The sequence below is a fragment of the Curvibacter cyanobacteriorum genome, from assembly GCF_028649475.1.
Lineage (GTDB): Bacteria > Pseudomonadota > Gammaproteobacteria > Burkholderiales > Burkholderiaceae_C > Curvibacter > Curvibacter cyanobacteriorum.
Map to the genome: position 1 here is coordinate 19,515 of NZ_JAQSIP010000001.1, position 12,602 is coordinate 32,116.

Annotated in this window: 14 protein-coding genes; 5 read left to right on the forward strand and 9 right to left on the reverse strand. The window is 66.6% G+C overall.

Annotated elements, in window-relative coordinates; all coding sequences use genetic code 11:
- Positions 1-11: 11 nt before the first annotated feature.
- The 3 genes from PSQ40_RS00090 to PSQ40_RS00100 all read left to right on the forward strand — a co-directional run bounded on the left by PSQ40_RS00090 (position 12) and on the right by PSQ40_RS00100 (position 3,065).
- Positions 12-974 (forward strand): tripartite tricarboxylate transporter substrate binding protein BugE, encoded by a 963-nt coding sequence (locus tag PSQ40_RS00090; protein ID WP_273947763.1) that lies wholly within the window; start codon positions 12-14, stop codon positions 972-974.
- Between the two features lie 164 nt (positions 975-1,138).
- Positions 1,139-2,032: a site-specific tyrosine recombinase XerD gene (xerD, locus tag PSQ40_RS00095; protein WP_273948807.1), complete on the forward strand. Its 894-nt coding sequence runs from the start codon at positions 1,139-1,141 to the stop codon at positions 2,030-2,032.
- Between the two features lie 43 nt (positions 2,033-2,075).
- The gene (locus PSQ40_RS00100) at positions 2,076-3,065 is read left to right on the forward strand and encodes a Bug family tripartite tricarboxylate transporter substrate binding protein (protein WP_273947764.1); all 990 of its coding nucleotides are present in this window, start codon (positions 2,076-2,078) and stop codon (positions 3,063-3,065) included.
- Positions 3,066-3,173: 108 nt separating this feature from the next.
- Here PSQ40_RS00100 and PSQ40_RS00105 read toward each other — a convergent pair whose 3' ends face one another.
- From PSQ40_RS00105 to PSQ40_RS00115, 3 genes are all read right to left on the reverse strand, one after another.
- On the reverse strand, positions 3,174-4,463 hold the full coding sequence (locus PSQ40_RS00105; protein ID WP_273947765.1) for an EAL and HDOD domain-containing protein: 1,290 nt from the start codon (positions 4,461-4,463) through the stop codon (positions 3,174-3,176).
- A gap of 63 nt (positions 4,464-4,526) precedes the next feature.
- Entirely contained in the window at positions 4,527-5,798 is a 1,272-nt protein-coding gene (locus tag PSQ40_RS00110) for an EAL and HDOD domain-containing protein (RefSeq protein WP_409338524.1), read from the reverse strand.
- A 91-nt stretch (positions 5,799-5,889) separates the two neighbouring features.
- Positions 5,890-6,708 carry a ferritin-like domain-containing protein gene (locus PSQ40_RS00115; RefSeq protein WP_273947767.1) on the reverse strand — a complete coding sequence of 273 codons (819 nt, stop codon included), beginning with the start codon at positions 6,706-6,708 and terminating at the stop codon, positions 5,890-5,892.
- Positions 6,709-6,818: 110 nt separating this feature from the next.
- Between PSQ40_RS00115 and PSQ40_RS00120 the strand changes: the two genes are divergently transcribed.
- Positions 6,819-7,343 (forward strand): gamma carbonic anhydrase family protein, encoded by a 525-nt coding sequence (locus tag PSQ40_RS00120; protein WP_273947768.1) that lies wholly within the window; start codon positions 6,819-6,821, stop codon positions 7,341-7,343.
- A gap of 41 nt (positions 7,344-7,384) precedes the next feature.
- Positions 7,385-8,374, forward strand: coding sequence for an Hsp33 family molecular chaperone HslO (hslO, locus tag PSQ40_RS00125; protein WP_273947770.1), 990 nt, complete (start codon positions 7,385-7,387; stop codon positions 8,372-8,374).
- 76 nt (positions 8,375-8,450) lie between these two features.
- On the opposite strand, the gene PSQ40_RS00130 is transcribed toward hslO, so the two are convergent.
- From PSQ40_RS00130 to kdsA, 6 genes are all read right to left on the reverse strand, one after another.
- The gene (locus PSQ40_RS00130) at positions 8,451-9,146 is read right to left on the reverse strand and encodes an ATP-binding protein (protein ID WP_273947772.1); all 696 of its coding nucleotides are present in this window, start codon (positions 9,144-9,146) and stop codon (positions 8,451-8,453) included.
- The gene (gene pnuC / locus PSQ40_RS00135; RefSeq protein ID WP_273947773.1) at positions 9,139-9,771 is read right to left on the reverse strand and encodes a nicotinamide riboside transporter PnuC; all 633 of its coding nucleotides are present in this window, start codon (positions 9,769-9,771) and stop codon (positions 9,139-9,141) included. Before pnuC ends, PSQ40_RS00130 begins: the two co-directional genes overlap by 8 nt.
- A gap of 35 nt (positions 9,772-9,806) precedes the next feature.
- Positions 9,807-10,082 carry a septum formation initiator family protein gene (locus tag PSQ40_RS00140; protein WP_273947774.1) on the reverse strand — a complete coding sequence of 92 codons (276 nt, stop codon included), beginning with the start codon at positions 10,080-10,082 and terminating at the stop codon, positions 9,807-9,809.
- 17 nt (positions 10,083-10,099) lie between these two features.
- Positions 10,100-11,383 (reverse strand): phosphopyruvate hydratase, encoded by a 1,284-nt coding sequence (eno, locus tag PSQ40_RS00145; RefSeq protein ID WP_273947776.1) that lies wholly within the window; start codon positions 11,381-11,383, stop codon positions 10,100-10,102.
- A gap of 74 nt (positions 11,384-11,457) precedes the next feature.
- Positions 11,458-11,748 carry a DUF1330 domain-containing protein gene (locus tag PSQ40_RS00150; RefSeq protein ID WP_273947777.1) on the reverse strand — a complete coding sequence of 97 codons (291 nt, stop codon included), beginning with the start codon at positions 11,746-11,748 and terminating at the stop codon, positions 11,458-11,460.
- A complete protein-coding gene (gene kdsA, locus PSQ40_RS00155) occupies positions 11,745-12,599 on the reverse strand; it encodes a 3-deoxy-8-phosphooctulonate synthase (RefSeq protein WP_273947779.1) in 855 nt (284 codons plus the stop codon). The genes PSQ40_RS00150 and kdsA overlap by 4 nt, the downstream gene beginning before the upstream one ends.
- Positions 12,600-12,602 lie beyond the last annotated feature (3 nt).

Genomic DNA, 12,602 nt, shown 5'->3' on the forward strand with positions numbered 1-12,602 from the left:
GGAGATAAACAATGCACCGCCGCACCTGGACTGCACTCATGCTCAGCGCGCTGACCAGCGCCACCTTCGCCCAAAGCTACCCCAACAAGCCCATCCAACTGGTGGTGCCGTTCGCCCCCGGCGGCACCACGGACATCATTGCCCGCACCATTGCCGACCCCTTGAGCAAGGCCCTGGGCCAACCGGTGGTGGTGGTCAACAAGGCCGGTGGCGGCGGTGTGGTGGGCGCGACCGAAACCGCGCGCGCCGTGCCTGATGGCTACAGCCTGGGCGTGGCCACCGTGTCGACCACGGCGGCTAACCCGGCCATCAACCCCAAGATCGCCTACAACCCGCTGACCGACTTCTCGCCCATCATCAATGTGGCGGCCACGCCCAACATCATTGCGGTGCACCCCAGCTTCCCGGCCAAGGACTACAAGGGCTTTGTGGCCGAGGTCAAGAAATCGCCCGGCAAGTACTCGTACTCGTCGTCGGGCACGGGCGGCATTGGCCACCTGCAGATGGAGCTGTACAAGAACCTCGCGGGTCTGTTCATCACCCACATCCCCTACCGCGGTGCCGGCCCGGCCCTGAACGACACGGTCGCAGGTCAGGTGCCGATGATTTTTGACAACCTGCCGTCGGCCATGCCGTTCCTGCGTGAGAACCGCCTGGTGCCGATCGTGGTGGCCGCGCCCCAGCGCATCCCCTCGCTGCCGAACGTGCCGACCTTCAAGGAAGTGGGCCTTGAGCCCGTGAACCGCATGGCCTACTACGGCATCTACGGCCCCAAAGGCCTGCCCAAGGAAGTCATCGACAAGGTCAACGCCGGCGTGCGCAAGGCCCTCGAAGACCCGGCAGTGCGCAAGCGCATCGAAGACACCGGCTCCTTCATTGTGGGCAACAGCCCTGAGCAGTTCAGCGAGCAGATCAAGGCCGAGTTCGACACCTACAAGCGGGTCGTGACCCAGCAGAAGCTGACCCTGGACTGAGTGCTTCGGCCCACGGCTGATGCCCAGACAAGCCCGGCCCTGGCCGGGCTTTTTTCATCTGCAGCGTGCGCCTCAGGCCGTGGCATAGTGCGGGTCTGATGCCGCGTCCTGCCTCCCCCACCCCTGCCTCTGCCGCCAAGGCCGCTGCCCCGAGTGCGGTCCCGCTGCTGCCCGCCAGCCAGGAGGCGATCGATGCCTTCATCGATGCCTTGTGGCTGGAGGACGGCCTGGCCCGCAACACCCTCGCGGCCTACCGCAAGGACCTGAGCTTGTATGCGGGCTGGCTGGCGCCGCAGGGCCTGGCCCTTGACCAGACCGCCGAAGCGCAGTTGCGCCAGTACTTTGACGAGCGGCACGCCAGCACACGGGCCAGCACCTCGAACCGCCGCTTGACGGTGTTGCGGCGCTACTTCCATTGGGCGCTGCGGGAGCGCCGGGTCAGCGCCGACCCGACCCTGCGCCTGCTCGCGGCCCGTCAGCCACTGCGCGTGCCCAAGACCCTCAGTGAGGCCCAGGTCGAGGCCTTGCTCGCGGCCCCCGACACCAGCACCGCCCTGGGCCTGCGCGACCGCGCGATGCTGGAGCTGATGTATGCCAGTGGCCTGCGGGTGTCCGAACTCGTTGGCCTGCGCCTGTTTGAGCTGGGCTTGAAGGAAGGCGTGCTCAAGGTCATGGGCAAGGGCGACAAGGAGCGTTTGGTGCCGTTTGGCGAGGTGGCGCGCGACTGGCTGACCCGCTACCTCGGCCAGGCCCGGGCCCAGATCCTCGGTGGGCAAAGCTCGGACGACCTGTTCGTCACCCAACGCGGCCAGCGCATGACGCGGGTCATGTTCTGGGTCATCGTGCGCAAGAACGCGCAGTTGGCCCACATCCATGCGCCCTTGTCACCCCACACGCTGCGCCACGCCTTTGCCACCCACCTGTTGAACCACGGGGCGGACCTGCGTTCGGTGCAGCTTTTGCTGGGCCACGCGGACATTTCGACCACCACCATCTACACCCATGTTGCGCGTGAGCGGCTGCGTCAGTTGCACGCGGCGCACCACCCGCGCGGTTGAGCCCTTTGGCTGGGCCGTTGTCACTTTGACTTGAAGGAAGTTCATGCACCTGTTGTCTCGCCGCCGCCTCTTGACCGCCGCGCCCCTGGCCCTGGGCTGGGGACCCTCCTGGGCGCAAAGCCCCAGCGTCCCGCCCTGGCCCAGCCGCCCGGTGCGCATCCTGGTGGCCTACCCGCCCGGGGGCGTCAGCGATGCCGTGGCCCGCTTGCTGGCCGAGCACCTGCAGCCGGCGCTGGGCGTGTCGGTGCTGATCGACAACAAAGCTGGCGCCAGTGGGGCCATCGCGATGGACGCCGTGGCCAAATCAGCGCCCGACGGCTACACCCTGGGCTTCAGTGCCATCAGCCCCTTGACCCTCAGCCCGCACCTGGGGCGCCTGCCTTACGACCCCTTGCTGGACCTGGTGCCGGTGGTGCAGGTGATGAGCTCGCCGGTGCTGTTGCTGGCCACCTCGGCCACGCCGGTGCGTGACCTGCCGACCCTGCTGGCGCAGGCACGCCAGCAACCGGGCCGCTGGCGCTGGGCCACGGCGGGCCAGGCGTCGCTGGGCCACATCATGCTCGAGCAACTCAAGGCCGCGGCCCAGGTGGACATCACCCATGTGCCCTACAAGGGCGGCGGGCAGCAGATGACCGACGCGCTCAGCGGTCAGTTCGAGGTGCTGTCCACCAACGCCAGCGCGGCGGTGTTGCAGCACATCGCCTCGGGGCGCCTGCACCCCTTGGCGGTTGGCAGTGCGCAGCGCCTGGAGGCGCTGCCCAAGGTGCCCACGCTGCAGGAACTGGGCTTTGCCGCGGCCAACCTGGCCTCGCAGTTTGGTCTGGTGGCGCCAGCGCGCACCCCGAGCGCGGTGGTCGATCGCGTCAACTTGGAGGTCAACCGGGTGCTCGCCAAGCCCGAGGTGCGTCAGCGCCTGCTGGCGGCCGACAACCAGCCGGCTGGTGGCAAGCCGGCTGACTTTGCCCGCCTGGTGGCGCAGGAGTCCGAGGCCAACGCGCGCATCATCCGCGCCGCAGGCATCAAGCCGGATTGAGGGGCTGGTCGGGAGGACAAGCCAGCGCCGTGGGGCGCACTGGCTTGGGCCTCCGTTTGGTGCGCGCCACCGCCGTGATGGCACCAAAATGGGGCCCGTCGACCACGCTCAGTCGTTGAGCGATTCGGCCCAGTCCAGCGCTTGCAGGTGGGCCCAGTTGACCTGGCGGTTGGACAGGTGCAGCTCGGTCGCGACGCGGGCGAACACCGCATCGTCACCGGTCTCGCAAGCGATGGTCAGCTCGAGGAAAGGCCAGAACATGCCGGTCTTGTGCAGCAGGGCATCGACCACGTTCTGGGGCAGGGACACGGTGTCCAGCGCCTTGTCCAGCGAGATGCCCAGCATGGTGTCAAGCAGCGAGAACACGCCAACGATGAAGGCGTTGTCGCATTCCTCGGCGGGCAGCAGTTCGGCGGCCAGCAGTTCCATCAGGCGACCCCGCACCACCGCGGTGCTGCCCACCGCAGGTGGTGCACCTTCCTTGGACGTGGTCAGCAGCAGCGCGGCCCAACGGAACAGCTTCTTCATGCCCAGCATCATCACGGCGTGGCGGAACGAGGTGATCTCCACCTGCAGGCCAAAACCGGCCGAGTTGATGAAGCGCAGCAGGTTGAAGGACAGTGTCGGGTCCTTCTTGAGCAGGCTTTCGATCTCGCCCGCGTCGGCTTGTTTGCGCACCAAGTTGATCAGCTGGATGATCGTGGCCTGGGACGGCCGGATGGTCTTGGCCTGCACCAGCGAGGGCTTGGCGAACCAGAAGCCCTGGAACAGCTTGACCCCCAGCGCGCTCATGCGCTCGAACTGCTCGCCGGTCTCGACCTTCTCGGCAATCATCTCGGCGCGCGTGTTGGCGCGCGCGAACTTGATCAGCGGCTCGGCCAGGTCGGGCCGCAGGGTGTTCATTTCGATCTTGATGAACGAGGCCAGCGGCAGCCAGGACGCGTAGGCGCGGCGCAGCATCTGGTGCGGAAACGCGAGGCGAAAGCCACGTTCCTTCAGGGCGCCCAGCACAACGGCCCGCTCCTCGATCAAGGCCACGTCGTCGGTCGGCATCGGGGGCACTTCGAGTACCACCTTTTCGGGGCTGATCAGCTCCAGGTGGCCGCCGGCCAGACTGTCGTGGGTGCAGTTGATGAAGACGGTCTTCTTGCCCACCAGGGCTTCGGTGCCGGCATAGGACAGGGCGTTGAACAGCAGCGCCGCGTCGCTGGCCGCGGTGTGGGCCGTGGCGCGCGTGGAACGGTCAAACAGCTCGTAGCCAAACACCGCACGGTGCTCGTCCACGATGGGTTGGCGCGCGATGACGGCCGCGTTCTCGGTGTCCAGGTGCTGCTCAGCGCCTTCCGCGAGGGGGGCGGGCGCTGTTTCGGCCAGGGGGTGTTCCGAATGGGAGCTCATGGTGGGACCTTCCTGAAGTGCGTTGACGCTGTTTTTATGGGGTTCGAGGGGCCGGCACCGGCCTCAGGCCTGGGTCACCATCTGGTCCGCCCAGGCCAGGGCCTGCAGGTGGGCCCAGTTGGCTTGCTGGCTGGTCAGCTTGAGCGCCTGGCAGGCGGCATTGAAGCGGCCTTCATCGCCCAACTCGCAGGCACTGGCCAGGTCGAGCAGCGGCGCATAGGGGCCGGTTTGGTGGATCAGCACTTCCATCACGGTGGGCGGCAAGGCCAGCATCTCCACCGCCTGGGCCATGGGCACGCCCAGCATCACGTCGAGCAGGGAGAAGATGCCCACCACAAACGCGTTGTCAGCGTCCTCGGGTGTCATGACTTCGGTGGCCAGCAGCTCCATCAGGCGACCGCGCACCACGGCCATGTTGCCGATGGTGGCCTGGTCGGCACTGGACTTGGTGGCCGTCAACAGCAGGGCCGCCCAGCGGAACAGTTTCTTCAGGCCCAGCAGCATGACGGCCTGGCGGAACGAGGTCACCTCGCGGGCGTAGCCAAAGCCGGCCGAGTTGATCAGGCGCAGCAGGTTGAAGGCCAGGCCGGCGTCCTTTTTGAGCACGTCCTCGATCTCATCGGTGCTGGCTTGGTTGCGCACCAGGTTGATGAGCTGAATGATGTGCGCCTGCGACGGGCTGACCAGGCGGGTCTTGACCAGCGTGGGCTTGGCAAACCAGTAGCCCTGGAACAGCTGCACGCCCAGGCTGGACACGCGGTCGTACTGTTCGGCGGTCTCCACCTTCTCGGCGATCAGCGCCGCGTCGGTGCTGCGGCGCGCGGCCTTGATGACTTCTTTGAGCTGGCTGTTGGCGAGCAGGCTCAGGTCGAGCTTGACGAAGCTGGCGAGCGGGCGCCACAGGGCATAGGCCGGCTCCAGCACGAACTGACCAAAGGCCAGTCGGAAGCCGCGCTGGCGCAGCTGCGCGAGGATGGGCAGGCGGTGTTCGATGTCCTGGCTGGAGGCGTGCTCCACCGCCGGGATCTCCAGCACCACCCGCTCGGGGTTGACCAGGTCGAGGTGGCCCCCCGCCAGGCTGGCGTGGGTGCAGTTGACGAACAGGAACAGTTTGCCGAACAGGTCCTCGTCACCGACGTGGGACAGGGCGTTGAAGACCAGGGAGACGTCGGAGGCGGCGGTGTGGTCGCCTTGGGCCTGGCTGCGGTCAAACAGCTCGTAGCCGACGACTTGGTGTCCGGCATCCACAATGGGCTGACGCGCGATCATGGGCGCACCTTTTTCCGCTCCAGCGTTGCGGGAAGGGGCTGGCGCGGCGATCGGGGGGACATTCATGGCGTGGCGTTTCTTTCTTTGGCCGTATTTTAGGGACGAACGGTGGACGGCACCGGATTGTTCCCTGCGCTGTCAACGGCTTTTCAATCCCTTAACCGTTTTTGAGCCACGCCATCTCCACTTCCGTGAATCCTGCACGGCGACGCGCGTTTTCGTTGAAGGGTGGCTTCATGCGCGGCGCCTCGTAGCGCTGCGTCAGCACCGGGTAATGGGCGGTCGGGTCCAGGCCGGCGCGCTCGCACAGCCAGCGGTACCAGTGGTTGCCGATCGCCACATGGCCCACTTCGTCGCGCAGGATGATGTCGAGCACCGCGACCGCCTCCAGGGCGTCGGGACTGCCGATCTGGCGCAGCTTGGCCTGGATCAGCGGGGTGGCGTCCAGGCCGCGGGCCTCCAGCGTGCGCGGCACCAGGGCCATGCGGGCCAGGACATCGCCGGCCGTGCGCTCGCACATCGACCACAGGCCCTGGTGGGCCGGGAAGTCGCCATAGTCCCAGGGCTGGCCCAGGTGCGGCATGCGCTGCAGGTGCTCGCGCAGCAGGGTGAAGTGGTAGGCCTCCTCGCGTGCCACCCGCAGCCAGTCGGCGTAGTAGTCGCGGGGCAGGCCGTCAAAGCGCCAGACCGCGTCCAGCGCGAGGTTGATGGCGTTGAATTCGATGTGGGCAATCGAGTGCAGCAGGGCGGCCCGGCCCTCGAGGGTGCTGGGTGAGCGTTTCACGACGCTGGTGTGCTTGACCAGCGGCGGGCGCTCGGGGTGACCAGGCAAGCACTGGCCGGGCGGCAGCACCGGGCCGCGCTCGGTGTCGAGCGTCAGTTGCTCGAATTGCGTGTGTAGTTCGACGGTGGCCGCGGCTTTTTGCGCGGGATCGGTGAGGCACAAGACCTGCAGTGCACGTTGACGGAGCTCCATCTCTACAATTCTAGGTTGCACTGGGTGGATGAAGCCTTGACCTGGGTCGGTCCTGACCTCGGCTTGATAAAGGGGCCGCCACCCCTAACATGGGATTTTTGGAGACAAGCATGGCTGTGTATGAGTTGGATGGCGTGGCGCCGCAAGTGGCTGAATCGGCCTGGGTGGCCGACAGCGCCCAGGTGATGGGGCAGGTGAGTCTGGGGGCCGACGCCAGCGTCTGGTTTGGCACGGTGGTGCGTGGCGACACCGAGTCGATCTCGATCGGCGAGGGGTCCAACATCCAGGACGCCAGCGTGCTGCACGCCGACCACGGCAAGCCCCTGGTGGTGGGGCGCCATGTGACGGTGGGCCACCAGGTCATGCTGCACGGCTGCACCATCGGGGACGAGTCGCTGATCGGCATCGGCGCCGTGGTGTTGAACGGGGCCCGCATTGGCAAGAACTGCCTGGTGGGGGCGGGTTCGCTGGTCACCGAGGGCAAAGAGTTCCCGGACGGCTCGATGATCCTGGGCAGCCCGGCCAAGGTGGTGCGCCAGCTCAGCCCGGAGCAGATCGAGGGGCTTCGCCAAAGCGCGAAGCATTACATTGACAACGCCCGCCGCTTCAAGGCGGGCCTGCGCCGCATCGACTGAGCCAGGGGGCTTGGAGCGGCTGCGTTTTTCAGGAATTTTGCGTGTCTGAACTTCACAAGTTTATTTTTGATGGCCTGCCCGTGCGCGGCATGATCGTGCGTCTGACCGACGCCTGGACGGAGATCCTGGCCCGCCGTGCCGCCAACACCCAGACCGGGGCCTACCCGGTGCAGGTGCGTGAGCTGCTGGGCGAGATGGCCGCGGCCGGCGTGCTGATGCAGTCGAACATCAAGTTCAACGGCGCGTTGGTGCTGCAGATTTTTGGCGATGGCCCCGTCAAGGTGGCGGTCACCGAGGTGCAGCCCGACCTCAGCCTGCGGGCCACGGCCACCCTGGCCGGTGAAGTCCGTGACGGCGCAAGCCTCAGCGAGATGGTCAACCTGGGCAACGGTGGCCGCTGCGCCATCACGCTCGACCCCAAGGACAAGTTCCCCGGTCAGCAGCCCTACCAAGGCGTGGTGCCGCTGTTTGGCGACCAGGGTGAGAAGCTGGAGAAGCTCAGCTCGGTGCTCGAGCACTACATGCTGCAAAGCGAACAGCTCGACACCTGCCTGGTGCTGGCCGCCGACGACAAGGTCGCCGCGGGTCTGCTGATCCAGCGCCTGCCGCTTGAAGGGGAGGGCAACCTCGCGGGCAGCCTGCGCTCGGCCGCCAACGAAGACGAAATCGGCCTCAACGAGCACTACAACCGCATCGCCTTGCTGGCCTCCAGCCTGAAGCGCGAAGAGCTGCTCACGCTCGATGTGGACACCATCCTGCGCCGCCTGTTCTGGGAGGAGAAGGTGTCGCGCTTCGAGCCCCTGCAGGGCGAAACCGCACCGCGCTTCGCCTGCCGCTGCAGCCGCGAACGCGTCAGCCAGATGCTGCGCGGCTTTGGTGCTGAAGAGGCCGAAAGCGTGTTGGCCGAGCAAGGCCAGATCGAGGTGGCTTGCGAGTTCTGTGGTCAGCAGTACCGCTACGACGCGGTCGATGCCGCCAGCATCTTCACCCAGGGCGAGCACCTGGTGGATGGCATCAAGACCGTGCAATGAAGGCTTGACCGCCCGGCGCTGGTCGCTGCCAGCGCCACCTGATGGCGGCTGAGACGCCCCGCTTGCGGGGCGTTTTTCATGCGGCGCTGCGGGCGCCCAGCAGACCGGTGAACAGCTTGTGTTCGCAGCCGCCGTCGCTGCAATGCTCGCATTGCCAGGGCTTGTTGAGCTTGGCTTCGTCACGCTGCTGGCGCAGGCGCTCGTGGAGCGCGGCGGCCTGCGGCAAGGCCTGCAGCCAGGGCTGGCCGACCAGCGCACTGAGCGCGTTGTGGCCGCGCTCGGCGCCCTGGCCGTACACCACCTTGTAGGGCAGGCGCTGGGCTTGCAGGGCCTGGCGCAGCAGGGCGTCGACCGGTTCGCGCACCTGTGGGCCATCGCGCTGCAGACCATCCGCGACCCAGGGCAGGTCGAGCCCGGTCAGCAGGGTCAGGCCATAGCGCGCCTGGGCCTGGCTGGCGGGTGCATACAGGCTGCGGTCAGCGAACAAAAAGTCGCTGTAGACCGCGGTCATCAGGGCCGAGGTGTCGGCCAGCACCACCGTGTGCTGGCGCGCGGCGTCCGCGATGCGCTGGCTTTGCGTGTCGGCGATCCCGGCTTGCTCGTCGGGGCGCGGGGTGCGGCCGTGTTGGTCGCACCATTGGCGCAGGGTTTCGGGCACCACGGCACAGTCCAGTCCGCAGTCGCGCAGCACCCGGGCCAGGGATTCGGTCAGGGCGGTCTTGCCGGTGCTCTCGGCGCCGAGCAGGCAGATGACGTGGGGCAGCTCAGGCATGTTGGCCTTGGGGTGCCTGCTGATCCTGGCGCCAGGCGCGCCAGCCCACCACACTGAGGACGGTGAACAGGCCGTACAGCACCGTGGTCAGCCACAGGCCCTTGTAGGCGAACAGGCCCATGCTCACCACATTGACGGCCAGCCAGATGAGCCAGTTTTCGGGGTGTTTGCGGCCCAGCAGCACCTGGCCCACCAGGCTGGCGGCGGTCGGGAAGGCGTCCCACCAGGGCACATCGGTGTCGGTGAAGGTGAGCAGGAACCAGCCTGTCAGCGGCCACAGGCTGGCGCAGGCCAGCACCGTCCACCGCCGCCCGCGGGCGCTCAGCGCGGTGACGCGCAAGGGCGCCTCTTGCTCGCTGCGGCGGCCCTGGCCCTTGAGCCACTGGGTCCAGCCCCAGCCTGCCAGGGCGGCAAAGAACAGCTGCAGCACCGCGTCGCCATAAAGGCGGCTGCGCCAGAACACCAGCAGGTAGAGCAGGGAGCTGAGGATGGCCAGGGGCCAGCCCCAATGAATTTGTCGGATGTTGCAGACGACCATGGCGAGCGCCAACGCAAAGGCCAGCACCTCGGTCCAGCTGGTCGGGGTGCCCCAGAGTTCAAACGCGGTGGTGAACAGGGCGTCCATGGGAGGGGTGGAGTCTGCGGCCGGGACCGCAGGACTCACTTGGTGATCTGGACGAAGATCTCGTTGGGCTTGACCATGCCCAGCTCGATGCGGGAGCGTTCTTCGACCATGGCCAGGCCTTCCTTGAGGTCGTTGACCTCGGAGGCCAGTTGGTCGTTGACACGTTGCGCCGCGGCGTTGCGGGCTTTCTGCTCGTCAATCTTTTGCTGCAGGCCCGCGACATTGGGAATGCTGCCGCGGCCCAGCCAGAGCTGGGCATGCAGCAGGCCCAGCAGGGCCAGCAAAAGCACGGGGAGCAGGCGCACACCCATGGTCAAACCCGCTGCGCTCAGCGCAGGTTGTAGAAGGCCGCACGGCCCGGGTAGCGGGCGACGTCACCCAGGTCTTCTTCGATGCGCAGCAGTTGGTTGTACTTGGCGATGCGGTCACTGCGGCTCATCGAACCGGTCTTGATCTGGCCGGCGTTGGTGCCCACGGCGATGTCGGCGATGGTCGAGTCTTCGGTCTCGCCCGAACGGTGGCTGATCACGGCGGTGTAGCCGGCCGTCTTGGCCATCTCGATGGCTTCGAAGGTCTCGGTCAGGGTGCCGATCTGGTTGATCTTGATCAGGATCGAGTTGGCGATGCCCTTGTCGATGCCTTCTTTGAGGATCTTGGTGTTGGTCACGAACAGGTCGTCACCCACGATCTGGACTTGCTTGCCCAGGCGCTCGGTCAGGTGCTTCCAGCCGTCCCAGTCGCCTTCGGCCATGCCGTCTTCGATGCTGATGATCGGGTACTTGTCGCACCAGGTGGCCAGGATGTTGGTCCACTCTTCGGCCGACAGCACCAGGCCTTCGCCTTCGAGGTGGTACTTGCCGTCCTTGTAGAACTCGCTGGCGGCGCAGTCCAGGCCCAGGGCGATTTGCTCGCCGGCCACGAAACCAGCCTTGTCGATGGCTTCGAGGATCAGCTGGATGGCGGCCTCATGGCTGGCCACGCTGGGGGCAAAGCCGCCTTCGTCGCCCACGGCGGTGCTCATGCCCTTGTCGTGGATGATCTTCTTGAGGGCGTGGAACACTTCGGCGCCGTAGCGGACGGCTTCACGGAAGGTGGGGGCACCGACCGGGATGATCATCAGCTCTTGCAGGTCGAGGTTGTTGTTGGCGTGCGCGCCACCGTTGATGACGTTCATCATCGGCACCGGCAGTTGCATGCCGCCCATGCCGCCGAAGTAGCGGTACAGGGGCAGGCCCGATTCTTCGGCGGCGGCACGGGCCACAGCCATCGACACGGCCAGCATCGCGTTGGCGCCCAGGCGGCTCTTGTTTTCGGTGCCGTCGAGGTCGATCAGGGTCTTGTCCAGGAAGGCTTGCTCGGACGCGTCCAGGCCCAGCACGGCTTCGGAGATTTCGGTGTTGATGTTCTCCACGGCGCGCAGCACGCCCTTGCCCAGGTAGCGGCTCTTGTCGCCGTCGCGCAGTTCGATGGCTTCACGGCTGCCGGTGGAGGCACCCGAGGGCACAGCGGCGCGGCCCATGACGCCTGATTCGAGCAGCACGTCGCACTCGACGGTGGGGTTGCCGCGGCTGTCCAGCACTTCACGGCCTACGATGTCTACGATTGCACTCATGTTTCTTCTTTCAATACAAACACAAAAAACAGATGGGCGGGTGGGCCCCGGCGGCCAGGGTCTGAGCCTGAGGTTCAGACCCCTTCGACCACCACCATGCGCATGATGGCCGCGCCTTCGCGCGCGGCCCGGGCCCGGCCGTACTCGGGCGAATCATAAAAGACCCGCGCCGCGGCCACGTCGGCAAATTTCAGGATCACCAGGCGCTCGGGCGCCCAGTCGCCTTCCAGTACCTCGACCCGGCCGCCGCGCACGCACACCTCAGCCTGGTAGGCCTGCATGGCGGCGGTGGACCACTTGCGGTACTCCTCGTACTGCGTGGGGTTGGTCACCGTGACGTTGGCGATGATGTAGGCGCTGCTCATTCGAAATGGTCCTCGAGGAAGCCGGTCTTCTTGGTCACGCTGTCGAGCGCGACCAGGGTTTCGAGCAAGGCTTTCATGTGCTTGAGCGGCACGGCGTTGGGGCCGTCGCTGAGCGCCTGGCTCGGGTTGGGGTGGGTTTCCATGAACAGGCCTGCCACGCCCACGGCCACGGCGGCGCGCGACAGCACCGGCACCATCTCGCGCTGGCCCCCCGAGCTGGTGCCCTGGCCGCCGGGCAGCTGCACGCTGTGGGTGGCGTCAAACACCACCGGCGCACCGGTTTCACGCAGGATGGCCAGGCTGCGCATGTCGCTGACCAGGTTGTTGTAGCCAAAGCTGGCGCCGCGCTCGCAGGCCATGAAGCTGTCCTCGGGCAGGCCGGCGTCACGGGCGGCGGCGCGGGCCTTGTCGATGACGTTCTTCATGTCGTGCGGGGCCAGGAACTGGCCCTTCTTGATGTTCACCGGCTTGCCCGACTGGGCCACGGCCCGGATGAAGTCGGTCTGGCGGCACAGGAACGCCGGTGTCTGCAGCACGTCGACTACCGAGGCCACCTGGGCGATCTCGGCTTCGCTGTGCACATCGGTGAGGATGGGCACTTCGAGGGTCTTCTTGACCTTGGCCAGGATCTCCAGGCCGCGCTCCATGCCCGGGCCCCGGAAGCTGGTGCCCGAGGAGCGGTTGGCCTTGTCGTAGCTGCTCTTGAAGATGAAGGGAATGCCCAGGCTCTGGGTGATTTCCTTCAGGGTACCCGCCGTGTCCATCTGCAGCTGTTCAGACTCGACCACGCAAGGTCCGGCGATCAGAAAGAAGCGGTGGTCCAGACCGATGTCAAAGCCGCAGAGTTTCATGCT

Excerpts from the sequence above, each read along its gene's own strand:
- PSQ40_RS00110 (WP_409338524.1), bottom strand. The coding sequence starts at position 5,798 with ATGAATGTCCCCCCGATCGCCGCGCCAGCCCCTTCCCGCAACGCTGGA.
- PSQ40_RS00140 (WP_273947774.1), bottom strand. The coding sequence starts at position 10,082 with ATGGGTGTGCGCCTGCTCCCCGTGCTTTTGCTGGCCCTGCTGGGCCTG.
- eno (WP_273947776.1), bottom strand. The coding sequence starts at position 11,383 with ATGAGTGCAATCGTAGACATCGTAGGCCGTGAAGTGCTGGACAGCCGC.
- PSQ40_RS00130 (WP_273947772.1), bottom strand. The coding sequence starts at position 9,146 with ATGCCTGAGCTGCCCCACGTCATCTGCCTGCTCGGCGCCGAGAGCACC.
- pnuC (WP_273947773.1), bottom strand. The coding sequence starts at position 9,771 with ATGGACGCCCTGTTCACCACCGCGTTTGAACTCTGGGGCACCCCGACC.
- PSQ40_RS00090 (WP_273947763.1), top strand. The coding sequence starts at position 12 with ATGCACCGCCGCACCTGGACTGCACTCATGCTCAGCGCGCTGACCAGC.
- PSQ40_RS00120 (WP_273947768.1), top strand. The coding sequence starts at position 6,819 with ATGGCTGTGTATGAGTTGGATGGCGTGGCGCCGCAAGTGGCTGAATCG.
- kdsA (WP_273947779.1), bottom strand. The coding sequence starts at position 12,599 with ATGAAACTCTGCGGCTTTGACATCGGTCTGGACCACCGCTTCTTTCTG.
- PSQ40_RS00150 (WP_273947777.1), bottom strand. The coding sequence starts at position 11,748 with ATGAGCAGCGCCTACATCATCGCCAACGTCACGGTGACCAACCCCACG.
- PSQ40_RS00105 (WP_273947765.1), bottom strand. The coding sequence starts at position 4,463 with ATGAGCTCCCATTCGGAACACCCCCTGGCCGAAACAGCGCCCGCCCCC.
- PSQ40_RS00100 (WP_273947764.1), top strand. The coding sequence starts at position 2,076 with ATGCACCTGTTGTCTCGCCGCCGCCTCTTGACCGCCGCGCCCCTGGCC.
- PSQ40_RS00115 (WP_273947767.1), bottom strand. The coding sequence starts at position 6,708 with ATGGAGCTCCGTCAACGTGCACTGCAGGTCTTGTGCCTCACCGATCCC.